The 19,014-nt window shown below is 41.5% G+C and carries 36 protein-coding genes and 2 tRNA genes; 8 read left to right on the top strand and 30 right to left on the bottom strand.

The genetic code is table 11. From position 1 onward, the window contains the following. The 25 genes from WEIDD23_RS09830 to WEIDD23_RS09715 form a co-directional block, all read right to left on the bottom strand. On the bottom strand, nt 1–1,078 hold a 1,078-nt coding region (locus tag WEIDD23_RS09830), incomplete at its 3' end, for a phage portal protein (protein WP_062358944.1). Between the two features lie 8 nt (nt 1,079–1,086). Beyond that, on the bottom strand, nt 1,087–2,373 hold the full coding sequence (locus WEIDD23_RS09825) for a PBSX family phage terminase large subunit (protein WP_075274795.1): 1,287 nt from the start codon (nt 2,371–2,373) through the stop codon (nt 1,087–1,089). Next, entirely contained in the window at nt 2,360–2,782 is a 423-nt protein-coding gene (locus WEIDD23_RS09820; RefSeq protein WP_010374045.1) for a terminase small subunit, read from the bottom strand. Before WEIDD23_RS09820 ends, WEIDD23_RS09825 begins: the two co-directional genes overlap by 14 nt. A 67-nt stretch (nt 2,783–2,849) precedes the next feature. Beyond that, a tRNA-Leu gene (locus WEIDD23_RS09815) sits at nt 2,850–2,931 on the bottom strand. Between the two features lie 89 nt (nt 2,932–3,020). After that, a tRNA-Ile gene (locus WEIDD23_RS09810) sits at nt 3,021–3,094 on the bottom strand. A 786-nt stretch (nt 3,095–3,880) separates the two neighbouring features. Further along, a complete protein-coding gene (locus tag WEIDD23_RS09805) occupies nt 3,881–4,294 on the bottom strand; it encodes an ArpU family phage packaging/lysis transcriptional regulator (RefSeq protein ID WP_010374047.1) in 414 nt (137 codons plus the stop codon). Nucleotides 4,295–4,375: 81 nt separating this feature from the next. After that, entirely contained in the window at nt 4,376–4,579 is a 204-nt protein-coding gene (locus tag WEIDD23_RS09800) for a hypothetical protein (RefSeq protein WP_010374048.1), read from the bottom strand. A gap of 9 nt (nt 4,580–4,588) precedes the next feature. Then, entirely contained in the window at nt 4,589–4,777 is a 189-nt protein-coding gene (locus tag WEIDD23_RS09795) for a hypothetical protein (protein WP_010374050.1), read from the bottom strand. A gap of 3 nt (nt 4,778–4,780) precedes the next feature. Then, complete coding sequence (locus WEIDD23_RS09790) at nt 4,781–5,128, bottom strand: hypothetical protein (protein ID WP_010374052.1); 348 nt, start codon at nt 5,126–5,128, stop codon at nt 4,781–4,783. Continuing rightward, nucleotides 5,125–5,373: a hypothetical protein gene (locus WEIDD23_RS09785; RefSeq protein ID WP_010374054.1), complete on the bottom strand. Its 249-nt coding sequence runs from the start codon at nt 5,371–5,373 to the stop codon at nt 5,125–5,127. Before WEIDD23_RS09785 ends, WEIDD23_RS09790 begins: the two co-directional genes overlap by 4 nt. Beyond that, entirely contained in the window at nt 5,373–5,645 is a 273-nt protein-coding gene (locus WEIDD23_RS09780) for a hypothetical protein (RefSeq protein ID WP_010374056.1), read from the bottom strand. Before WEIDD23_RS09780 ends, WEIDD23_RS09785 begins: the two co-directional genes overlap by 1 nt. Then, nucleotides 5,645–6,211, bottom strand: coding sequence for a hypothetical protein (locus tag WEIDD23_RS09775; RefSeq protein ID WP_010374058.1), 567 nt, complete (start codon nt 6,209–6,211; stop codon nt 5,645–5,647). The genes WEIDD23_RS09780 and WEIDD23_RS09775 overlap by 1 nt, the downstream gene beginning before the upstream one ends. Further along, entirely contained in the window at nt 6,211–6,417 is a 207-nt protein-coding gene (locus tag WEIDD23_RS09770; protein ID WP_062358943.1) for a helix-turn-helix domain-containing protein, read from the bottom strand. The genes WEIDD23_RS09775 and WEIDD23_RS09770 overlap by 1 nt, the downstream gene beginning before the upstream one ends. Before the next feature lie 55 nt (nt 6,418–6,472). Continuing rightward, nucleotides 6,473–6,841, bottom strand: a complete 369-nt coding sequence (locus WEIDD23_RS09765; protein WP_010374061.1) for a hypothetical protein — start codon at nt 6,839–6,841, stop codon at nt 6,473–6,475. 2 nt (nt 6,842–6,843) lie between these two features. After that, complete coding sequence (locus WEIDD23_RS09760; RefSeq protein ID WP_010374063.1) at nt 6,844–7,569, bottom strand: ATP-binding protein; 726 nt, start codon at nt 7,567–7,569, stop codon at nt 6,844–6,846. After that, entirely contained in the window at nt 7,569–8,369 is an 801-nt protein-coding gene (locus WEIDD23_RS09755; protein ID WP_010374064.1) for a DnaD domain protein, read from the bottom strand. Before WEIDD23_RS09755 ends, WEIDD23_RS09760 begins: the two co-directional genes overlap by 1 nt. After that, a complete protein-coding gene (locus WEIDD23_RS09750; RefSeq protein WP_010374066.1) occupies nt 8,332–9,042 on the bottom strand; it encodes a putative HNHc nuclease in 711 nt (236 codons plus the stop codon). Before WEIDD23_RS09750 ends, WEIDD23_RS09755 begins: the two co-directional genes overlap by 38 nt. Nucleotides 9,043–9,055: 13 nt before the next feature. Then, the gene (locus WEIDD23_RS09745) at nt 9,056–9,901 is read right to left on the bottom strand and encodes a hypothetical protein (RefSeq protein WP_010374068.1); all 846 of its coding nucleotides are present in this window, start codon (nt 9,899–9,901) and stop codon (nt 9,056–9,058) included. A 10-nt stretch (nt 9,902–9,911) separates the two neighbouring features. Further along, entirely contained in the window at nt 9,912–10,838 is a 927-nt protein-coding gene (locus WEIDD23_RS09740) for a DUF1351 domain-containing protein (protein ID WP_062358942.1), read from the bottom strand. A gap of 84 nt (nt 10,839–10,922) precedes the next feature. After that, the gene (locus tag WEIDD23_RS13750) at nt 10,923–11,066 is read right to left on the bottom strand and encodes a hypothetical protein (RefSeq protein WP_010374073.1); all 144 of its coding nucleotides are present in this window, start codon (nt 11,064–11,066) and stop codon (nt 10,923–10,925) included. Nucleotides 11,067–11,146: 80 nt separating this feature from the next. Further along, a complete protein-coding gene (locus WEIDD23_RS09735) occupies nt 11,147–11,674 on the bottom strand; it encodes a hypothetical protein (RefSeq protein ID WP_062358941.1) in 528 nt (175 codons plus the stop codon). Further along, nucleotides 11,664–11,852, bottom strand: coding sequence for a hypothetical protein (locus tag WEIDD23_RS09730; protein ID WP_010374075.1), 189 nt, complete (start codon nt 11,850–11,852; stop codon nt 11,664–11,666). Before WEIDD23_RS09730 ends, WEIDD23_RS09735 begins: the two co-directional genes overlap by 11 nt. Beyond that, nucleotides 11,842–12,066, bottom strand: coding sequence for a hypothetical protein (locus WEIDD23_RS09725; protein WP_010374076.1), 225 nt, complete (start codon nt 12,064–12,066; stop codon nt 11,842–11,844). Before WEIDD23_RS09725 ends, WEIDD23_RS09730 begins: the two co-directional genes overlap by 11 nt. A gap of 49 nt (nt 12,067–12,115) precedes the next feature. Next, nucleotides 12,116–12,349, bottom strand: coding sequence for a hypothetical protein (locus WEIDD23_RS09720; RefSeq protein ID WP_010374077.1), 234 nt, complete (start codon nt 12,347–12,349; stop codon nt 12,116–12,118). 2 nt (nt 12,350–12,351) lie between these two features. Next, nucleotides 12,352–12,561: a helix-turn-helix domain-containing protein gene (locus tag WEIDD23_RS09715; protein ID WP_010374078.1), complete on the bottom strand. Its 210-nt coding sequence runs from the start codon at nt 12,559–12,561 to the stop codon at nt 12,352–12,354. A gap of 120 nt (nt 12,562–12,681) precedes the next feature. Here WEIDD23_RS09715 and WEIDD23_RS09710 point away from each other — a divergent pair, with 120 nt between their 5' ends. Further along, nucleotides 12,682–12,960: a hypothetical protein gene (locus tag WEIDD23_RS09710; protein ID WP_010374079.1), complete on the top strand. Its 279-nt coding sequence runs from the start codon at nt 12,682–12,684 to the stop codon at nt 12,958–12,960. Here WEIDD23_RS09710 and WEIDD23_RS09705 read toward each other — a convergent pair. From WEIDD23_RS09705 to WEIDD23_RS09695, 3 genes are read right to left on the bottom strand one after another with little or no spacing between them, the layout of a single operon-like run. Continuing rightward, nucleotides 12,957–13,175: a hypothetical protein gene (locus WEIDD23_RS09705; protein ID WP_010374080.1), complete on the bottom strand. Its 219-nt coding sequence runs from the start codon at nt 13,173–13,175 to the stop codon at nt 12,957–12,959. The genes WEIDD23_RS09710 and WEIDD23_RS09705 overlap by 4 nt on opposite strands. A gap of 2 nt (nt 13,176–13,177) precedes the next feature. Continuing rightward, nucleotides 13,178–13,915 (bottom strand): ORF6C domain-containing protein, encoded by a 738-nt coding sequence (locus WEIDD23_RS12830; RefSeq protein ID WP_010374081.1) that lies wholly within the window; start codon nt 13,913–13,915, stop codon nt 13,178–13,180. A gap of 10 nt (nt 13,916–13,925) precedes the next feature. After that, entirely contained in the window at nt 13,926–14,153 is a 228-nt protein-coding gene (locus WEIDD23_RS09695) for a hypothetical protein (RefSeq protein WP_010374082.1), read from the bottom strand. 86 nt (nt 14,154–14,239) lie between these two features. On the opposite strand from WEIDD23_RS09695, the gene WEIDD23_RS09690 reads away from it, so the two are divergent. Next, on the top strand, nt 14,240–14,449 hold the full coding sequence (locus tag WEIDD23_RS09690; RefSeq protein WP_010374083.1) for a hypothetical protein: 210 nt from the start codon (nt 14,240–14,242) through the stop codon (nt 14,447–14,449). On the opposite strand, the gene WEIDD23_RS15050 is transcribed toward WEIDD23_RS09690, so the two are convergent. Beyond that, the gene (locus WEIDD23_RS15050) at nt 14,446–14,574 is read right to left on the bottom strand and encodes a hypothetical protein (protein WP_010374084.1); all 129 of its coding nucleotides are present in this window, start codon (nt 14,572–14,574) and stop codon (nt 14,446–14,448) included. The genes WEIDD23_RS09690 and WEIDD23_RS15050 overlap by 4 nt on opposite strands. Nucleotides 14,575–14,831: 257 nt before the next feature. On the opposite strand from WEIDD23_RS15050, the gene WEIDD23_RS09685 reads away from it, so the two are divergent. The 5 genes from WEIDD23_RS09685 to WEIDD23_RS09665 all read left to right on the top strand — a co-directional run bounded on the left by WEIDD23_RS09685 (nt 14,832) and on the right by WEIDD23_RS09665 (nt 17,272). Beyond that, the gene (locus WEIDD23_RS09685) at nt 14,832–15,173 is read left to right on the top strand and encodes a helix-turn-helix domain-containing protein (RefSeq protein ID WP_010374086.1); all 342 of its coding nucleotides are present in this window, start codon (nt 14,832–14,834) and stop codon (nt 15,171–15,173) included. Further along, on the top strand, nt 15,166–15,573 hold the full coding sequence (locus tag WEIDD23_RS09680) for a M78 family metallopeptidase domain-containing protein (RefSeq protein ID WP_010374088.1): 408 nt from the start codon (nt 15,166–15,168) through the stop codon (nt 15,571–15,573). The genes WEIDD23_RS09685 and WEIDD23_RS09680 overlap by 8 nt, the downstream gene beginning before the upstream one ends. 52 nt (nt 15,574–15,625) lie before the next feature. Further along, nucleotides 15,626–16,243 (top strand): outer membrane protein assembly factor BamE domain-containing protein, encoded by a 618-nt coding sequence (gene bamE, locus WEIDD23_RS09675; RefSeq protein WP_010374089.1) that lies wholly within the window; start codon nt 15,626–15,628, stop codon nt 16,241–16,243. Nucleotides 16,244–16,621: 378 nt separating this feature from the next. Next, nucleotides 16,622–16,897 carry a membrane protein gene (locus tag WEIDD23_RS09670; RefSeq protein ID WP_010374091.1) on the top strand — a complete coding sequence of 92 codons (276 nt, stop codon included), beginning with the start codon at nt 16,622–16,624 and terminating at the stop codon, nt 16,895–16,897. A 9-nt stretch (nt 16,898–16,906) separates the two neighbouring features. Then, nucleotides 16,907–17,272, top strand: a complete 366-nt coding sequence (locus tag WEIDD23_RS09665; RefSeq protein ID WP_010374093.1) for a TIGR02328 family protein — start codon at nt 16,907–16,909, stop codon at nt 17,270–17,272. A 35-nt stretch (nt 17,273–17,307) separates the two neighbouring features. Here WEIDD23_RS09665 and WEIDD23_RS09660 read toward each other — a convergent pair whose 3' ends face one another. Next, on the bottom strand, nt 17,308–17,508 hold the full coding sequence (locus tag WEIDD23_RS09660; RefSeq protein WP_010374095.1) for a hypothetical protein: 201 nt from the start codon (nt 17,506–17,508) through the stop codon (nt 17,308–17,310). Between the two features lie 202 nt (nt 17,509–17,710). Here WEIDD23_RS09660 and WEIDD23_RS09655 point away from each other — a divergent pair, with 202 nt between their 5' ends. Further along, nucleotides 17,711–18,802, top strand: a complete 1,092-nt coding sequence (locus WEIDD23_RS09655; protein ID WP_010374097.1) for a site-specific integrase — start codon at nt 17,711–17,713, stop codon at nt 18,800–18,802. Nucleotides 18,803–19,014 lie beyond the last annotated feature (212 nt).

Genomic DNA, 19,014 nt, shown 5'->3' with positions numbered 1-19,014 from the left:
AACCAACCAATCGATCAATGTACGCCTTGGTCCCATCTGAGTCATAGGACTTTGTCAGATACTCAGCGCCAGGTTCAGCTCCATTTTCATCAGGGTTATCGTCCATAATCAGCAAGCGTGCCTGCTTCATTTGAGCAACAACATTACCAATGAAATTTGGGTTTGGTCGTTCAGTACCGCTGTCGTCAACGATTACCGGGTTATCGTCACTACCGGTGAATGGATTACCCTTAATCATCAACAATGCATTGTTGAAATCTTCCTGAGTATTTGCCAACTCTGATTGGGCCAAATCGTAAGCGTCGATTGTATCCAGAACAGCTTCATAAGCACCTGTCCTGTCCTCGTTGCTGGCATATTCAGTAACCGGCACACCGTTGAACTCGTGAGTTGTTTCCTCAACAAACTTCATGCCCCCAGCTTCTTGATTGTCATTGCGGTAGTAATACACCTTATCGTTCGTGTACACTTCAACAAAATCACGGAACTTGCCTTCTTCGTATCGAACGCGGTAATAACGAACCGCAAACAACGAATTACGTTGCACCGTATCGTCATATACAACAAAGACTTGCTCCGGGTTTAATCGGGCAAGCCTTACTTGAACGTTATTCTCATCACCGTCAACGTATAGCAACTCATAGGCCCGGCCGTAGATTGACAAGTCGGTCTTAATTAGCACATTGTGGTAACTCTCATTGTTCTGTTTTGAAAAATCATCAACCTCTTCTTGCAACGTCTTATCTGACGCGTTCTTATAGACCACCGGCTTACCCAGCATATAACTCTGCTCAAAAATCGTAATGTATCGTGCAAAATCACTGGCAATACGATTGTCTGCTGCTGTCTTATCCGACTTGGGCTCCTTATAACGAATATCGTTATCTGCAAGATAATACCGCTTCAACGCTTTTAGCCGGTTCACCTGCGACGACTTATGCCGGTTAATGAAACGATCTAACTGGTTAATAAATCCTTCGGCCGCTGGGTCCATAATTGCATAATCATCAGCATTCATAAAGAATACGTCATTCGCATTAGGGTTAAATCGGCCTTTTCTCAAAAAATCAATACTCATAACTGCTCCTATCCAAAGTACGTGCGTGCCTTTATCAGCTTTTGTTCAAATGAATCGGCACTCTTAAGCGACTGCTTGTCGGCTGCGTAACGAACCGCGTCCAAAAAGTGGTTAAAACTATCAACAGGCTTGTTAATGTACTCGCCTGTCTTCTTATCTTTTTGCCACGTGTAATTGTCCAGCTCCTCAATCACCTGAAACAATCGCTCATCAACAACGATTTTGAATTGCTGTAAGTATTCAATACCGTGTCTAATACTGTCAGGCCCTTTGCGTGCCTTTGTTATACGGTCAATACCAGCTTTGCGTATCTCAGCAATTGATTTTGGCTCGGCTGCATCAGCAATAATCGTTTCTTTGCTGTGTCCTAAGTCTTTAATCATCTGTGCTATCTCACCATTTAACATCCCCGTTTTACCGGTTGCTTCCAGGATATACAGCACCTTGTTTTCAACGTCCAGCTTGATATGCACAAATGCCGTCGGGTCATTGGTATATCCAAAGTCCAGTCCGAAGTACGACGGGACACCCTTTAATTCGTCACTGTCGGCCCGTAGAAGTCGTTTCTCATACTTAGGGAATATCAGCTTATCCAGTGTCGCGAACTCTCCCAGCGCATAAATCTTGTAGTATGCGCCGTTAGTTTCGCTAAGCTGTTCGATACGTCTACGATTGGCGTCATCCAAGAACTTATTGTCCTTGTAAGTCGACAAATGAATTTTTGTGTCCGGATCCGTTCGCTCAAAGAATTGTTTGTACACCCAATTCGCTTTAGACACCGGGTTAAACATAATGAAGATTTGTTTCTGGGGATGCTTACGTTCACGCAAACGCAAATCAAGTTGATTGAAATCGTCCAACGTGAACTCAGTCGCTTCTTCCATCATGACGTCGCTGATGCCCTTTACTGACTTAATCTTTTCTGGGTTATCAAGCCCTTTGAAAATAAACTCAGCACCATTCGATAGCTTAATTCGATAATCAGTATTGCGAACCTTTGCGTATGGCATCAGCCCCCATTCAGTCAGCCTTGAAATAAAGTCTTCAAAGATTGAGTCCTTAACAGTCGCACCTACTTTTCGCAAAATTAAAAAGCGCCGGGGAATTTTCCAATCACCCAACGCTTTTAAAATAACTTTTTGAACTACACCAGCAGACTTACCAGACGACGCGCCGCCGTACCACAAATCAACTCGCGAATCGTAATCATACAGATAATCAAAGACTTGTTTGTTGAACACTCGCGCCGGCTTCGGAAACTCCAACGTCAATTGTTCATTCTTACTCATCTTCATCCTCCGTGTAATCACCCATCACAACGATTGGCTTCACTTCTACGACACTTTCAGCCTGGAAGATACCAAGTACCTTACCCAAGTTTTCGGCAGCCTTAATCCGGTTGTTAACCTTTGTCGGCACCTCAATAACTTTTCCAGATGGCGTCACTTCCTGCTCACCTATCTCACCCTGAACAACCTTTTCAAAGAATTCGATCACGTTGTCAGTTGTCATACGTCGCTGTTCTCGGAGTTCGGCTTGTCTTGCTTGAATAGCTTCTTTCACGTCAACATTTGTCAACAAACGTTGTGCAATACTTCTAGCTGTCCTTGCGCTATAACCAGCCTCACGTGCCGCCTGTGCGCCGTTTCCGCCATTTCTGACCCATTCATCAACAAACCGTTCCTGTCGCTCATTCAAGCTCATATGCCGTTCTCCTTTCAGTGCAAAATAAAAAGGTAACAATCTAATTGATTGCTACCTGATGTGAATATGCCGATAGTGGGATTCGAACCCACAACCAATTAAGGGACGGATTTTAAGTCCGCTGCGTATGCCAGTTCCGCCATATCGGCTTATAAAAGCAAAGATTGATAGACATCTGTGTAGGTGGTGTGGCACATTATAGAAATGAAATATACCTAACATCTATCAATCCATGCCATGTTCCCTACTGGTCTCGAACCAGTGACCGGACGGTTATGAGCCGTCTGCTCTAACCAACTGAGCTAAAGGAACTTTCAGACCATTTAAAGTATGAACGGTCCCATTTCATATGTATTCTACTGTAAGCAGTACGACTTGTTTAACACGTGGGGAGTGCTTCGCAAGTCACTAGAAAATGTATGAAATGAATAACAATTGTTGGAGTCGAACCAACATACAAAAATACCGATATTGCTGCCAACGTATTAACGTTAAGGAGTGACCAATCATCTCACAGAATTGATCGTTTGTCAGTAATCTCTCACATATTACACGACACATCATTATGCCATAAATGATGCTCCATTTTCAACGTCTTATTGCAATATCATAAACTTCCATATCTCTTATGTACTGACCAGCGACACATACAAGTCCTGATCCCGGTAATAACTATCAAAGTTTATCCTTAATAGTTTTGAGTATGTACGCCAGACATAGCAACCGGCAGTGTCGTTTAAAACAAATACAAGGAAGATTATCCTTTAATTTATTTTTTGCTATGTGATGCATGTGGTCAGGATTTGCACCTGACATGACATCCCACGGACTTAGAAGCTACCTTTGTCTTTCAATCAGTAAACTGATTACGTTGGCTTAAAAATCAATGTATTCCGTGAGTTATAGGCGTGTGCCTCATCGGGCTAACTTCGGCTTCGTCATACGGGCACCTTTTCCACCACCTGTGTCTTATAATTCAATTAGCGTCTACCTATTCCGCCACACATGCTTTGTTTCAACTTTGGTACTCTATCATAATAACTTGGACTGCCCGCACCTTGCATGCGGCACTTATGAACCATATACGCGCTTTCCAAATTATTCTTTAACTCGTAAATCATCAACATCGGCAAACTTATCAGCGAACAATAAAAACGCTTCATCGATAATCTCTTGGCCACGTCTAGTGCTGTAACCAGTCAGCGCTTCTACTTGCAACCATTCCAAGTGGCGAACGTATCGCAACCACATGAAGTGCCTGTGTGGCTGTGTCATGACTTTAATGGCATGGACAACAGCATCGTAGTAGTACACAGCGTCAGTATGGTTCGTGAACCGCTCATCGTTGGCATTACCAAATGATCGTGCACTTGGCATGTCTGAAATTTCAACCGACTTCAAATCAACATATCCCATATCAGCCATGTTCACGATACGTGGCCACTCACTATCAAAAAAATCTCGAACCGCTTCTCTTGTTGCCTTCTCATTCACCGCTGGTAAAAGTGCCATTTCCTACGTCCTCCGAACCATGTTAAAATGAACTTACCTTAAATTCTTTTACATGGCGCTGGACTTCGGTCTGGCGCTTTTTTAGTGCGCCTTTTTGATTTCATAGATACTAAGTACCACGAACGTTATCAGCCAAAACAGCAAGGCCACCCCGTTCAACCACCAAGCAATTCCCGGCGTGTTCATTGTTGGCGGATAATCTCCCCAATTTATCCAAGCAGCTGAAAACCCATATGCCAAGACACCAATTCCAAAACTCATAAGAAAGTTCCACAAAATAATCATCTAATCCACCTATCCTTCTTCTACCCAGTAGTAATAGCCAACTAACCACTTGCTGACCATATGCTTCACTAGCCATTCACTACTTGTTCGATACGCCTGCCGCTTATCCGTTGTGCACAGCATTACGCGCTTGCCTTCTCGGTCATAACCTAACTTGAAGTAGCCCTGCCTGTCCTTGAAATAGTAGTAAGTTCGCATTCATCAATCCACCACTTCGACCAACTCTGGGTGCAACCACGCTTGCATAGCTTGTTCTGTGGTCAACCCCCAACTTGGATAACGCTCTGAATACGTATCCTCGAAAACCTCTTCATCACGCAGAATAATCAAATCCTCATATTGTGATTGTGTCAGATTGATTGTTGCCACGTGCTTCTCGTACGTCTCACGCAACTCTTCGATAATCGCTGAAAATGTTCGATTGATAAATTGTTGCTGATGATATTTTTTGTCGGACACGCCTGCAAAAGGACTGGATAAAAGCGGATTTGTTAACGGCCCCTTTTCCAGGGCAGCATTCCACTTAATAATCGCTTCATCAAATGTCATTTTTCTTCACCCTCCGCCATAAAATCTGTTACAAAACCACTTCCACCATTTCTACGCCAGTAATCATATTTCAGCAGGATATTAAACACATCATCTCTCGTGTACAGTTCAGGAGCATCGCTGCTATCTACTGATCCACCGTCGGCATCCGTATAAAACACCCACTCGTTAAAGTCACCGTTTACCGACAACACTTGCCCGTTAAACTCGATTGGCGCAACTGGCTTAATCTTTGCAATTGCCATTAATCTTCCTCACTAAAATCTTCTAAATCTTCCTTGATGCTCAAAAGTGCATGCTTTGCAATGTCGGCTGCCTCTTTCATAGACGCCTCATTACGATCCTTATTTTGTTGATAAATCCACAAGACATCACTAATCATGCTCTCGACGATGTCCGTCACTTCACGTAGCTTTGCGTTACTTTCCCTGTCATGATTTGTCTCGCCAAATGGTGATGTGTCATTCACCAGAGTCGCAGTAATATCTTGACTGCTTACTTCTGTGATAATCTTCATTATTCTTCCACCTTCACTTTTCGTGCATTCAATGCCGTTAGACCAGCTACTAACTCGTCAGCTTGCTCGTCTGAAAACAGATATTGATAACCGCTAGGTGCATGTTCTGGATCTGAATAGAAAGCAACATAATTCGCGTCAGACAATAGAGCTTTTTTGGTCGCTGTTCCGATTTTCACCTCAACTTCAAACTTAGGTTCTTTCTTCGGTGCGAACTCAACATGTTCTAACCACCATTCGCCAAGAAGTGCATCGGTAGGCATTACCGAATAATTAAATTCTGCAACATCTTCCCAAAGTTCGTCATCGTCATTTACATCATTCATAAATCCTTGAAGATTGTCGTCGCCATTGTCTTCCTTAATCATTTTCAATTTATCAATCACGTCAGCTGGCAACTCAATCACACGCTTTTCAACTGTTGCGTTTTCTGCAACAGTTGGTGCGCTGTACTCTTGAAGATTTTCAACCGGAATTCGCAGCAACTCCTTTTCAGATAGCATCATGTACCCTTTACCAACAATAAACTTCACGCCCTCCGGCAAATCCAATACATACTTAGTCATTAATCTTCTTCCTTCAAGTATTCAACCGACACGTTATATAGCGCTACCATTCGCCGCATCGTTTCTTCACTAGCTGTTAGGGAACCTGATTCGTACATCATCAAATGATCTAAGCTAGTCAGCCCCAACTTATGCCACGCTGTGTTCTGTGCAATTTGTGCATCACGTCGTGCTTGTGCGATGCGATTGTGTGGAAATTGTCGCATTTCATTTACCTCGTTTGCCCACCCATACCCGCCATTTCTGGCACTGCCTATTCAATTAACGTCCGTTCATGTAGGCGCTAGCCAACAAATCAGGCTGACCAATTAAATACCAGTCAGTAGGCTTTGAACGCAGCCACTTAACGAAATCAGTAAGTGTATTGTGATAATCGTTAGCGATTGCCTCTGCCAATTCATGTGGCACGTCTGGCAAATCTTCTGCTCGCGTCATTCGTGGCAACTTTTGTCCGTTGTACTCGATCCAGATGTCTTCTGGCTTAACCCCAATCTGTCCCAAATAATGTTGCTTATCCAAGAAATCTTGTTGCGCTTCATCGTAGGTCATACCGTTCCAGTAGCGCGTTTCACCCATGAAATTCGCCACAACCGCGTATCCACGGTTCACATATTTCTTCTCTTCGTTCATGATTAAACCTTTCTGACATCATCAAGCTTGTTCGTCGTGATGATGTGCTTAATATCCTTCGTAATTAGCCGTGATAAGACCGCCTGGTCGTATTTCAACGCCAATCCGGTCAAATCATCGTTTGACGTGATAATCGTCGCCTTGCCCCTTCTAGCGTCTGCTAATTCAAATAGCATTGACGATACTGTCTCTTTTGCTTCGGCCTGTGTCTCTTTTCCAAAATCATCAAGAACCAACACTTCAACTTCACGCATGAACTTCTCTGTTAGGTTCAAACGTTCTGCAACCTTATTGTCCTTGAATGACTTAAATTTCAAGTTTCGCCATTCAACAACCGACACGAACATCGTTGTGTAGCGATCGCTTAGTCGGCTCATCATTGCCAATGCCAACGATGTTTTACCAGCACCAGCTCGACCGAACAGGAACACATTGAACAATCCGTTGCGCATCTCATTTGTCATTGCATATGCCTGATTGCCAATATCACGCGCTGTCTGCTCGTTTCGTTGTATTTGTGGGTTCCAGTCTTCAAACTCAAAAGAACGCGTCTCTGTCTCGCCCCACAAGCTCATACGCTGATATTTAACGCGTTCTTGCGCTTGCCACGCTTTAGTAATGCGTTCAGCATCGGCCTTTTCTTTTTCAGCACGCTCTTCCGGTGTCAACGTCTTAGGTGTTAACCCACGTTGTCGCAACTCACGTACCCAATCGCTTGTAGTATTCATTAGCTGCCCTCCAGTTTGTCGTTAAGTTCTTGCATCCAATCTGGCACCTTTTCATCAGCAACGGCCTGTTTGTGTGTCTCTTTACCTGCATGCCAATCAGCAACTGATTTAACGCCTTCATTCAACTTTGCACGTAGTATTGCGTCTACGTACTTAAAGTTGCGAATAGCTCGATTAGAAGCGTCTTGTAATGCAAGGTTCAGTACACCAATTTCCATACCGTCTTCAGTCACGTATTCAAGCAACTGGTTCAACTGCAATGGTGTTAGATGATCAGCAAATCCATGCATTGCCACCAAGTCAGCAAGTTGATTGCGAAGCGGGCCGGTCGGTTGGTCGGTCGTATTTTCACTTACCTTACCTTCACTTACCTTACTCTTACCTATACTTACCTTACCTACCCTTACCTGTGTCGCCGTGTCGTCTACTATCCGTGGACGTTCCGTCGACGGTTCGTCCACGTAATACGAACCACTTTCTGAAACGCCTAGTTTCCGGCGTTCTTCGCTGTACATCGTTGCATTGTACGTATCTTTTCGAATGTAATTGTGAATGCGCCAGTCTTTAATGACGACTACCCCGCTATCTTCGAACGGGATTAAGAATTGCTTCGCTAGCAGTAACTTTTCATCGTCAGTTGATGCGCCAATCATTCGCTTAATTGTGTTGATATTCCCGACAAACCCGTCATCGTCAGCATGCATATTCAAGTGGAAGTACAATGCTTGCGTTGACAGTGGCATGTCTAAGAACGCGTCTGTGTCAGTAACTTTCTTGCTTAACATTCGTCGTTGTGCCATCTATTTCCTCCATTCGCTTGAACGTCATAATTCCAAGACGTTGCAATGTTTCAGGGTCTAGCTTGATACCCTTAACGTGATATTTCTGTGCAAAAACTGGCCACCCAATGTTGTGTGCTTCGTTGTGGTGTGCTCGGCATAATGCAATTAAATGTTTTTCTCGATGATCAACTGTCCTTCGGTCATTACCCATTCCAACCGTGTCAACGTGGTGAACATCTGCTGCCAATCCGCAAATTACACAACTTCTGTTTTTAAGCGATTGATACATGTAAACGTCCAAATCATCTTGATATTCCAGTGCAGGTTTCCGCATTGGAATGTGGTATTTCAACGCAAATTCCAACAGGAAAGAAATAAATGTCCTTGCAGTAGTAATATCAGTGTTTCCTAAACTGAATTCATGTGCATCCATCGTTTCGTAAAACAACCCCTTCATCACATTTTTCATTTCATCTAGCGTATAACCGAAGAAATCAGACATATCTCTCAAAATGGCATATGTTTTACGCCTCTGCACTGGGCTTATTAGGCGTTTGTCTACAACTGTCACATCAACTTCAGGATGCTCATCATCGTTTACCGAGTTTATTAGCCCCAAAGATAACGAGTCATCTACCTTGACAGTGACATACCGCCCGTTTATTTCGGTTATCTTGCCGATAAAATTCATGATTTACCTCTTTTTAGAAAGGCAATTCATCATCTGAAATGCCCACCTCATTAATTGGTTGTCCAAATGGATCTAATGCCGGCGTACCATTAAAAGGTGGTACATCCGGAACGTCATCTTCGCTATTTTGCTGAGTTCCGAGTACCGTCGGTGCTGGATTAGATGTTGTCATCGCAGCATTAATCATGTCGTCACGGTAAGCTTCGACAATTTTGTCCGAACTGTCCTGGGATACCCATTTCAACATTCCTTCAACTTTGTCCTCAGCAATTTCATCAACCTTGAAATCCAAAACTTTATTAATGCTTCCACTGTTGTTTTTTCGAGTTGTCCCCTTGTTCTCAAGTTTGATAATTGAGCGGCCGGTCAAATCACCATCAATAGCGTCATTAAGTACATACGCATTAACTCCACGGGATACATACCAAACAACTAACGGCTTTTTTTGTGGAACGTCATCCAACGCTGTTGCATATCCAACGTAAATCTCTTCCTGCTTTAATTGCTCGTTTTGGCCCAACACGATTTGTTGCTTAAGCTCCATCATTGTTTCAGCAGTATATGTTTCACCATCAATTGTGATTACATAGGGTTGCCGTTCTTCAGTATCAGTCACGACATAATTTGAGAGTGCCTTTTCATCTGTTCCACGTGTCCACTTCACACGATTCATCATAAAGTGAGGCAAGATGGTAATTGACTTAATATCATTTGCTTCAGAAAAATCAGCGCCAGGTTCCATGATTGAAAACTTTCCCTCGCTGGCATTAAACGCTAGAAACATTCCTGGGAATGGTGGCAACACCGAATTGTTTGTTGAAATTCGTTCATTCTTACGCATACGTTCTGCAAAATCCATATTTTTTCTCCTATCGTTGTACGGCTGACTTATAAGTGACACCACTTGCCTCAAATCCCTTATCGAATTTGTTGTGAATAAACTGTTCTACATATGCAAATTGTTGGTCTGTAATGTCTGAAAGTTGAATGATATACGTTCGCTTTAGCGCTTCCGGTTCTTCAATAATTTCACCGGTCTCTTGATCTACTAACTTGTTTCCAATTTTTGTGGCTTGCTCTGCGCGCTTTACCTTAGCATCAAAATCAGCTTGTGCACGAGCTCGTTTGGCTGCAAATCGCGCCTTTGCAAGCCTCACATCTTTCTTCATTGATGCCTTGACTTCATCTAAATCCTTATAATCAAGTTGTCCCACATACCCAGCTACTCCGGCAGGATCCATTTGCAATTCAGCTGCATATGCTTCGACAGCAGACGTTTGAAGTTCACGAACTTGAACTTCGTTCTTGATATTTTCAAATTGAGACCGTACTGTTTGCTCCGTCTCTGCCCATTTCGCAGTCTTATTGAGCCATTTATCGTCAAATTGAATTTTTTCAGCAGGCAAGTTGTATTCAGTTGCAATTTTTTCAATCTCAATAAGAATCAACGTTTTTCGGTCTTGCTTATCTGCTTCGACAACTTCATCAATTTGTGGCTTCAAGGTACCATCTGAAACGCTCTGAATTTTCTTCTCAATTTCTTTCAAGCGCTTTTCTGTGTCCGGCCAATTACCGGCTACTTTATCGGCAATATTGCGTCGTGTTTCGCCGAGTCCCTTGTATGCCTTGTTCAAATCCGTTCGAGCTTGTTTTGCCTGTGCCAAAGTCGCTGCTGACACCGGTGTCTTCTTATACGTTGCCAACATGCCATCAACGTATTGTTCTAATTCATCAACTCCAGTCACTTCAACGATTGCTGGAGTAACATTCGCTGGATTCACTACCAATTCATTCATAAGTCCTTATCCTCGTATTCATCCATGTAGTTGTTAAATGCTTCTTCGTTATCTTCTGGGTCATCAGGTGGATCAATCAGTTCATCAAACATGGTCAGCCACCCAATTCAAAACATCAGCAACGCCCGTTTCAAACTCCGAAACAGTTCCATCATTGTTATCTCGTTGCTCTGCCTTGAACGCTCGGTTCATGTGCCGTAGCGCTTCCACTCGCAATTCATTTTTCATTACATGCCCCCTGTGTTATCCTTGAGGAGTAAAATCATTTTTCCGAATAGATTTACTCCGACGCTTAACGGTTGCACCCGTTAGGCGTTTTTATTTTCCTTGTCGTATCGGCCCTTGTACTTTGTGTTGTACAACGATGCCAGGCTCATTCGTAGCTGTTTAGCAATCGGTGTCGCAATATCTGAAAACGATTGTTCAGGTCGCTTGGAATCCATAGCCCGTTTGAATGTTTTATATCTATCTTCGTAACCGACTGCCGATGTTATATTCGGCTTGTTGAAAGGTGTGCCTTCTAATTCAGCTTCGCTGCGTTCCCGTAAAAAGCGTCCAAGATACCGTGAATTACTAGCAGTGATGAATGATAGGCCAGACACTTGGCTTGCTTGTGATACTAAATCATCACGTTCATCAGCATTCTTCCCAACCATATAATCCGATAGGAATTTCGCAAATCGACGATACCGCCGTTCATATTCAGGCAATGCCTTATTTGGCCGTTCAACCCCGCTTTTGCGAATTCGTTCCTTCTCTGCTTCAACATCAAACTTCACAGGCTTGGCAAAGTTGTAATGAATATTGCCAACACCTGTTGGCCCCTTATAGTCCATTTGTAGCCTCCAATACATAATCGATTACTTCTTGCTTATCATCGAACCAAACTTGTCCGCCTCGCTTGGTCTTGAAGCCGACACGTACACCACCAACCGGCAATGTTTGCACTTCATAGTTGAAGAACCCACGGCCTTCTGCAAAGTTCCGAACCATTTGATAGTCGCTAATCTTCATAGCGCACCAGCTTTCCGGTTGGCTTCAATGCTTCGGCAGCATCGTAACCGTTGGCTAAAAACACGAACGGATAAACAACCATTCGTAAGATACCCTTCAAGAACCACGCCAAACGAACTCGGTTCGCAATCACTAACCACCCAGCGGCTACAAACAGCAACGTAGCTTGCAATGCCTGCCAACCTACCAACTTCAATGCGTCGATGATCCACATCTTCCTTTTCCTCCGTTAACTTATTAGTACACTGTCTGCCCCACCATCTTCACCACCAATCGTTGAGTTTGCGATAACGTAATACGTCAGAAACCAAGTAGGTTGGCTTATATGCGCCAGGCGTCTTGTTTGGTACGTTCTGCATAAACTTCTTTGAGTAACGAATATGTTCCTTGAAGTACCATAACGAACGCCCAAGTATTCGCCTTGCACCAACTTGGCCAACGACTCGTAGTTGCTCAAGTTCATCGATGGTGGCTTTTTCTTCTGAAAAACGCGCCATAACTAATCCTCCCAATCAATTTTCTTTAGTTCGTTTAAATCAATATCTAACGCAATGGCAACCTTGATCATGTTTCTCAATGTCAATGTTCTTAATTTGCCAACCTTTAACGAATACAATGTTGTTTTATCTATACCTGTGACACCTGATAGCCAGTAATTTGTTAAACCCTTATTTTTCAACACCATATTGATAAAATTTCCTAGTGACATTTGATTAATACCTCACTTTTATATTGGGTAAAATACTGTATAATAAAGTTACCCACAAACTTAAACTTAACAGCCATTAGGTTTCTTCTACTTGTGGAAAACTACAACAAGGAGGCTCTTATGCCAAAACCATATATCATTACGTATGACCTTAACGAACCAGGAAAAAAGTACGATGACGTTGCTGCTGCAATTAAATCTTCAGCACGCACTTGGACTCATTACCTTGAATCAACGTTTATCATCACTAGTGATTTATCAGCTGATCAAATTCAAAAGAACATCAAGCCCTATCTTGATAACAATGATGCTTTGTTCATATCAGAACTAGCAGCAAACAACCACCAAGGTTGGCTAAATCGTGATCAGTGGGATTATTTGCGTGAGCATGTATTCTAGAAATTTTTAGACACTGGATTCCCGCACTTTATCCCATCGTTATCTTCTGGGATAAAACGGTCGTTTCGAGTAGAAATGATTAACTTCAATTGATTGAAACGCTCAATCGTATTTGAAAGCTGTTCCGCCTGCTCCAACAGGTCTTGGGACAGCTTTTTTAATTCATCTAGACCCTCTACATGCACGTTTTCAACTTTCACTGTCTTGTTTTTCATCACTAAACCTCCAATTCCATTTGAGCATTCAGGCGTTCAATATCCATCACTGTGTTCGTTGAAGGACGCCAATTCCGGATATAATCACGACCCGCTTGTAATTGATCCATTGGCAAACTTGTGTACGAATCCAACTCACCAAAGTGATTTTTGAAGTCACGCCACATCTCGCTGAATACCTTTGCGCTAACTTCACGGTATGCATTGGTATCTTTACCACCAAGCCAGAAGTACACACGAGACGCTCCCAGCTTCTTCAACTTGCCAGCTACCTTTGCGGGAAGTCCAAACTCATTCTTTAATTCAGCTACTTGCATCTCAGTAGTATTTTGACGTTCTACAATCTGAGTGAGTTGCTTTTCTTGCTGAACCAGCTTATTTGCTGTTGCTGCAACAATTTCCATTTCAGTCATTGGCTTAGCTTGGTATGATCCAGTCTTGCGAATGCTTGGCAATACTTCAGTTGTTACCCAATCTTGGAAACGTTCAGCCGTATCGTTGTTTGCCTTGATTGCTAACTTGTAGAATTGTGGCTCAGTAATGAAATCACCACGCTTCACAAGTTGTCCAGAAGTGGACAACCCTAGATATTCGTTAACACGTTCCCAGCGAACGTACTGTTGCCCCTTAGAAATCTTAGTTAGACCCAGTCCAGTCGCTGCACTTTCTGCCTCGAACATCACTTGTCCGTTTACTTCCTTAATCTTCAATCCGTTAAATACTTGCACTTCATTTGTCATGTTTTTCTCCTTATAAATCAGTGATGTTAAACAATGTGAAAATCTTATTGCGAATTGTCTTAGACTTCGGCGACGTTTCTCCATTAATAGCTCGATTAGTTTGGCTAACGCCCTCGCCAATCATTTCAGCAAGTTCCCATTGCTTCATGTCGTCTCGCTCCCACATTTCATCATTGATGCGCTTCTTAATCTTGCGCTTAAGGGCATTTTCTTGTTCCTCAATCGTTGTTGCCGTCATGTTGCAACCTCCTTTGTTTATTTGTGATAACATTTTGTTTGTGAGCGTCGCAATTCTCCCCTACAACCAGTAGAAAGGATAAACAGATGTCTAATATTGCAGATCGCATTGTTGATTTTGTTCAAAGCAAGCAGCCCGATGAAAATCGTTATATGTCAGTGCACCTATCTAACGGTGACTCCGTTAGTTTTTCATCAGTACTTTCTTATGAAAATGATGTTCTAGTTATCAAGGCAGAAAAGCGTACTCACTTTGTAGATGCCAATTCAATTGTTGATTTTGTCGTACACGACTAATATTGATTGATTGCTGCAACCAGTTCTGAAATGGCCGTTACCATTTCAGAACTGGTTTTTGTTTCCGGCGCTTTTGCGATTTCAACAATCAACGTCTCAATGACCTCAAGTGTTTCTGATGACATTAATTCATCCCCTTTCTGTTTTTTTATTATCAAGTTATTGCATTTTTTACAGCGTAGCTGTAATATAAAGGCATACGAAAAGCACAACAAACGCCCACATATCACTATTCGCTCGCCAAAGCATTGATATTTAAAGGTCTGTTTTTTGTTGCTCAATTACTTGATGAATTAAATATAACAGCCAGACTGTAATTTTGCAATAGCGAAAACTGTAAAAACTGTAAAATTAATTCTTCAACTTACGGAGAACCCTTGATATGACTGTTTATGAACGGATAAAAGAAATTTCAAAGACACGCGGAATGAGCCTTCAACAAGTGGCAAAATCTGCCGGATTGTCTCAAAATATGATTTACCAATACAAGAATGTAAATCCAAAAGCTGAAACGCTTCAAACACTAGCTGACGTTCTCGGTGTATCTGTTGATTACTTATTAGGTAATAGCGATAACATGCACCCTGTAGATAAAACAGATGAACGTGATGGTGATTTAAAGGATTACTTCGAAAAGCACCCTATTCTTCAATATGATGGAAACCCCATCCCCGAAGCTGAATTAAAAATAATTCGTCGTATTTTGGAGGACATGGATGACTGATCTTCTTAATTACCTTCTATTCATTGCAATTAGAAATGACATAAAGGTAGAATTTACAGACCTACTAAGTCCTTCTACGCCAGACCTAAGCATCCCGTCTGAAAGAAAAATTATAATCAACGAAAATTCATCTATAGGTGTCCACGTCACATTTAGATTCGCACATGAACTTGCACACATTCTATTTGGTAACGATAACCAAGATTACGTATATCAATTTTCAATCGGTACAAAGAAAGAATCTGAACGTAAAGCTCACAAGCGAGCACTTAGAATAATTTCACGTTTTGTTTATAATGAAACGCCAATGGAGTATCGTAATTACGTAGACTTTATGAACGCGTTCAATTTGCCTTCCTCTTTTGAGAATTGGGCAAAGGATGCTATTAAAGCGGCATAGGCAAAACACGTCCAATGCTGATTGACGTTAAAAGCTGTGTGGAGTGGGTTATATGAATTTATTTACTAAATATATTGGAATCGGTGCTGTGGCGGTCTTAGTGGGTTCGACTGCCTTGCAAGCTATCCCTCAAGTTGGAAACAACCATTTTGTTACGGTAGCTAGCGCATCTTCCAAATCTAAAATTAAAAAAGTTAAACTTGGAATGACCAAAAAGCAAGTTAAGAAAATTCTAGGTAAGCCTGATCGTGATGATAGCGGAATGCTTACATACGAAAAATACGGTTATTTGTACTTTTCAAAGGGTAAATTAACTGGTGGTGAAGACAAAAATATTCAAGCGCAAGTGACAAAGAAAAACGCTGCTAAAAAGTCATCTAAAGTAAACAAACGTCAAACACTTCTTTCGCAAGCAAAATACTTTGGAACAAAAGACGTTGAATCGATTCAAAAGGCAACCTATGCTTATGCCTCAACTGAAATTGATGGTGGAATGATGTACATGTGGAAATCAAAAGCCGGCAAGTTAATTCGAGTTGATTTGGATGAGTATGGAAAAACTGCCGTTTATAAGTATGATGATTCGAAGGATAACGGTCTTGGTGAGCAACTTTATATTGGAAAAACAATTCTTCAAAAGAAACCACGTACAACCGTTGTATACCCTTAATAAATAAAAAAACGCACACTCCCCGTCGCCAAACAAGTAGTGTGCGTATCAACCAAAACAAAACATTATAGCCCTGTTTCCATATTCAAATTGTACTAGTCAAATATCACAGATCACTACTTGACACGGTTTACTTTGCAAAAAAGAAACCGGTTATATATGAACGTTTTCGAAGTAAATGTGAAATACGAAAAAAATAACTTACCTTAAGTTGGAAATATTGTAGCATTAAGTTATCGAAAGCATCTACCGTGCATAAGCAAAAGATTTTAGGTTTCTGCGCTACCACTTTCGAGGTAACTATTACGGGTTACATTTTTTATATAGGAAACTACAACAACACAATTACTTAGAATGTTAAATTAAGGAGAAAATAACATGGAAGATAAAAAATCACTAGTTCTTATTGGTCGCATCGCTAGTGTGATGTCTGTACTGATGTACGTTTCATATATCCCACAAATCTTGGATAATCTATCAGGTCACTCAGGTGATCCAATACAGCCCTTTGTAGCTATGTTAAATTGTATCTTCTGGACTATTCACGGATTGTTTGGGTCAGACGGTCATACCCGTGACATGCCAATCGTAATTGCTAATATACCAGGAATTTTGTTTGGATTCACAGCATTCATTACTGTATTTATCCACTAGGAGGATACTATGCGATTGTGGCACGAATCTTTAATCCCTAAACTACCTCGGCAGCAATTGCTGGGGCAACATAGAGAGTGTTGTGCGCTTCGCGGCGGCGGTTGGGGTAAGAAACATGCAACTGTGAATTACGTCTTTGATCACTCACCATATAAATTATTTCAATATCACGAACTAGTAATGAATGAGATGCTAAGTCGCGGATATACACCTAACGAATTATGGTTAGACCCCTTGTACCGTGGAACTAAGGAAGCTGCTTATACTTCACTATCAAGTGAAGTTCTGACTTCTCCAATTTACCCAGAGCATGACAATATCTATTTAATTGAATGTATTGAAAATTTGAGAGAAAAAGGCATTAATATAGAATAAAAAGCCACCCGTTAAGGTAGCAAAGTACTGATGAATTATTTGAATAGATCGAAAATACTAAAGGTGGTCTTTTTATAGACTTTGTTGTAAGCCTCTTTCTTAGTATCTGTTAACCAGCCCATGCCCTTCTGACCATAACCTGGAATAATTGCCTGCTTAACTGCTCGTTTAGCCTTACCAGTTGTCCTAGCTTTAATAGAACGCATGGGACTTGGCTTCCGCATACCAAAGTTCATACTTCAAATACCTCTATCAGACAGAATACCGTTAACAATATTTTGTTATAACAAAAAATGCGCACATCCTGCGACCAAACAAGGAAATGTGCGCGTTATCCGAAACAGAACATCACTGACCCGTTTACATATTTAATTGTACCAGACCCGGGCATGTCTTTAAACTGCCTAAAATTTTTAGATAAAGGTTAGGTTTAAGCTAATGGCAGTATATAAAACCGAACATGGTTGGCGTGCTGACTTCTCATTTAAAGATGCCTCCGGCAAATATCGTAAGAAATCAAAGCGCGGGTTCAAAACAAAGAAAGAAGCTGAGGCCTGGTTGGCTGAGTATTCTATCAACCATGGCAAGCCAACCCTACAAAAAGGATCACAAATTCTTTTTACTGACTACTTTGATGAGTATGCAAAACTACACCTAGAAACTGGCATGAAAGAAGCCACCTATGAATCGTGGAGATTCCAAAAGAAGATTGTCGTTGACGTTTACTTTACAGGATTAACATTAGACCAAATCACACGACCGATGTATCAATCATTCCTAAACCATTACGCAATTGGAAAGAAAAGACAAACCGTTTCAAAACGTCATAGGTTACTAAGACTAGTTATCAATCAAGCATTTCATGATGGCTTAATTCAAAGTGACCCAACCTTCGGAGTCACGATTCCAGGGTCCGATTCAAAAGATGCATCAGAAAAATTCTTACAACTAGATGAACTCACTACTTTAATCGAATACATTGAAAACGACGAGAAGCTCATCACATGGCGAACGGGGTTTATGGTCTATCTAATATCACTTTCCGGACTACGTGCTGGTGAAGCATTGGCCCTCACTAAAAATGACATTGATTCGGATGCACGGACAATTAACGTTAGCAAAACAAAACAATTGTCTGGTGCTGTAACAACGCCTAAAACAAAAACGTCAAATCGTACAATCGTTATGCCAAATCGTTTTTTCGATAGCTATCAGAAATTCATTGATGCCAAAGAACATTGGAACTCTGCAAACGAATTGTTTGATGGTCGCAGAACTCCAAGTGTTGTTAATAGATGGCTTGAACGATTAGAAAAAAAGCTAGGATTTGAAAATATTATATCATTGCACGGTCTACGACACTCACACGTTTCCTACCTACTATCCAGTGGAGTTGACATCAGTTATGCTTCAAAAAGGCTTGGACATTCAAACATTTCAATCACTCAAGACACATATGCACACCTACTCCAACACAAGCAACAATCAGAAGAAGACAAAACAATCACTCTCCTAGATCAGCTGGATTAGAGTACGCGCAAGATGATTTTTTGGTGCAAATCTGGTGCGAATAGTGCGAAAAAGTGCGAATTTTTCAACACTTACCGATATTTCGCGACAGATACCAACACATTTAAAATTCAATCCAGCCCAAAAAGAAAAAACGTCTAACCCCCGTTAAATCAAGGGTTTAGCCGTCATATCAACGATTATTCACATAATCAACAAAGCCTTGAAAGACA

Origin of the sequence: Weissella sp. DD23 (assembly GCF_001579105.1) — a bacterium.
Taxonomy (GTDB): Bacteria; Bacillota; Bacilli; order Lactobacillales; family Lactobacillaceae; genus Weissella; species Weissella cibaria.
This window is presented reverse-complemented; position numbering and strand designations above follow the sequence as displayed.

Coding starts and splice junctions, on each gene's coding strand:
- WEIDD23_RS09825 (WP_075274795.1), bottom strand. CDS start 2,373: ATGAAGATGAGTAAGAATGAACAATTGACGTTGGAGTTTCCGAAGCCG.
- WEIDD23_RS09820 (WP_010374045.1), bottom strand. CDS start 2,782: ATGAGCTTGAATGAGCGACAGGAACGGTTTGTTGATGAATGGGTCAGA.
- WEIDD23_RS09805 (WP_010374047.1), bottom strand. CDS start 4,294: ATGGCACTTTTACCAGCGGTGAATGAGAAGGCAACAAGAGAAGCGGTT.
- WEIDD23_RS09800 (WP_010374048.1), bottom strand. CDS start 4,579: ATGATTATTTTGTGGAACTTTCTTATGAGTTTTGGAATTGGTGTCTTG.
- WEIDD23_RS09795 (WP_010374050.1), bottom strand. CDS start 4,777: ATGCGAACTTACTACTATTTCAAGGACAGGCAGGGCTACTTCAAGTTA.
- WEIDD23_RS09790 (WP_010374052.1), bottom strand. CDS start 5,128: ATGACATTTGATGAAGCGATTATTAAGTGGAATGCTGCCCTGGAAAAG.
- WEIDD23_RS09785 (WP_010374054.1), bottom strand. CDS start 5,373: ATGGCAATTGCAAAGATTAAGCCAGTTGCGCCAATCGAGTTTAACGGG.
- WEIDD23_RS09780 (WP_010374056.1), bottom strand. CDS start 5,645: ATGAAGATTATCACAGAAGTAAGCAGTCAAGATATTACTGCGACTCTG.
- WEIDD23_RS09775 (WP_010374058.1), bottom strand. CDS start 6,211: ATGACTAAGTATGTATTGGATTTGCCGGAGGGCGTGAAGTTTATTGTT.
- WEIDD23_RS09770 (WP_062358943.1), bottom strand. CDS start 6,417: ATGCGACAATTTCCACACAATCGCATCGCACAAGCACGACGTGATGCA.
- WEIDD23_RS09765 (WP_010374061.1), bottom strand. CDS start 6,841: ATGAACGAAGAGAAGAAATATGTGAACCGTGGATACGCGGTTGTGGCG.
- WEIDD23_RS09760 (WP_010374063.1), bottom strand. CDS start 7,569: ATGAATACTACAAGCGATTGGGTACGTGAGTTGCGACAACGTGGGTTA.
- WEIDD23_RS09755 (WP_010374064.1), bottom strand. CDS start 8,369: ATGGCACAACGACGAATGTTAAGCAAGAAAGTTACTGACACAGACGCG.
- WEIDD23_RS09750 (WP_010374066.1), bottom strand. CDS start 9,042: ATGAATTTTATCGGCAAGATAACCGAAATAAACGGGCGGTATGTCACT.
- WEIDD23_RS09745 (WP_010374068.1), bottom strand. CDS start 9,901: ATGGATTTTGCAGAACGTATGCGTAAGAATGAACGAATTTCAACAAAC.
- WEIDD23_RS09740 (WP_062358942.1), bottom strand. CDS start 10,838: ATGAATGAATTGGTAGTGAATCCAGCGAATGTTACTCCAGCAATCGTT.
- WEIDD23_RS13750 (WP_010374073.1), bottom strand. CDS start 11,066: ATGAAAAATGAATTGCGAGTGGAAGCGCTACGGCACATGAACCGAGCG.
- WEIDD23_RS09735 (WP_062358941.1), bottom strand. CDS start 11,674: ATGGACTATAAGGGGCCAACAGGTGTTGGCAATATTCATTACAACTTT.
- WEIDD23_RS09730 (WP_010374075.1), bottom strand. CDS start 11,852: ATGAAGATTAGCGACTATCAAATGGTTCGGAACTTTGCAGAAGGCCGT.
- WEIDD23_RS09725 (WP_010374076.1), bottom strand. CDS start 12,066: ATGTGGATCATCGACGCATTGAAGTTGGTAGGTTGGCAGGCATTGCAA.
- WEIDD23_RS09720 (WP_010374077.1), bottom strand. CDS start 12,349: ATGGCGCGTTTTTCAGAAGAAAAAGCCACCATCGATGAACTTGAGCAA.
- WEIDD23_RS09715 (WP_010374078.1), bottom strand. CDS start 12,561: ATGTCACTAGGAAATTTTATCAATATGGTGTTGAAAAATAAGGGTTTA.
- WEIDD23_RS09710 (WP_010374079.1), top strand. CDS start 12,682: ATGCCAAAACCATATATCATTACGTATGACCTTAACGAACCAGGAAAA.
- WEIDD23_RS09705 (WP_010374080.1), bottom strand. CDS start 13,175: ATGAAAAACAAGACAGTGAAAGTTGAAAACGTGCATGTAGAGGGTCTA.
- WEIDD23_RS12830 (WP_010374081.1), bottom strand. CDS start 13,915: ATGACAAATGAAGTGCAAGTATTTAACGGATTGAAGATTAAGGAAGTA.
- WEIDD23_RS09695 (WP_010374082.1), bottom strand. CDS start 14,153: ATGACGGCAACAACGATTGAGGAACAAGAAAATGCCCTTAAGCGCAAG.
- WEIDD23_RS09690 (WP_010374083.1), top strand. CDS start 14,240: ATGTCTAATATTGCAGATCGCATTGTTGATTTTGTTCAAAGCAAGCAG.
- WEIDD23_RS15050 (WP_010374084.1), bottom strand. CDS start 14,574: ATGTCATCAGAAACACTTGAGGTCATTGAGACGTTGATTGTTGAAATC.
- WEIDD23_RS09685 (WP_010374086.1), top strand. CDS start 14,832: ATGACTGTTTATGAACGGATAAAAGAAATTTCAAAGACACGCGGAATG.
- WEIDD23_RS09680 (WP_010374088.1), top strand. CDS start 15,166: ATGACTGATCTTCTTAATTACCTTCTATTCATTGCAATTAGAAATGAC.
- bamE (WP_010374089.1), top strand. CDS start 15,626: ATGAATTTATTTACTAAATATATTGGAATCGGTGCTGTGGCGGTCTTA.
- WEIDD23_RS09670 (WP_010374091.1), top strand. CDS start 16,622: ATGGAAGATAAAAAATCACTAGTTCTTATTGGTCGCATCGCTAGTGTG.
- WEIDD23_RS09665 (WP_010374093.1), top strand. CDS start 16,907: ATGCGATTGTGGCACGAATCTTTAATCCCTAAACTACCTCGGCAGCAA.
- WEIDD23_RS09660 (WP_010374095.1), bottom strand. CDS start 17,508: ATGAACTTTGGTATGCGGAAGCCAAGTCCCATGCGTTCTATTAAAGCT.
- WEIDD23_RS09655 (WP_010374097.1), top strand. CDS start 17,711: ATGGCAGTATATAAAACCGAACATGGTTGGCGTGCTGACTTCTCATTT.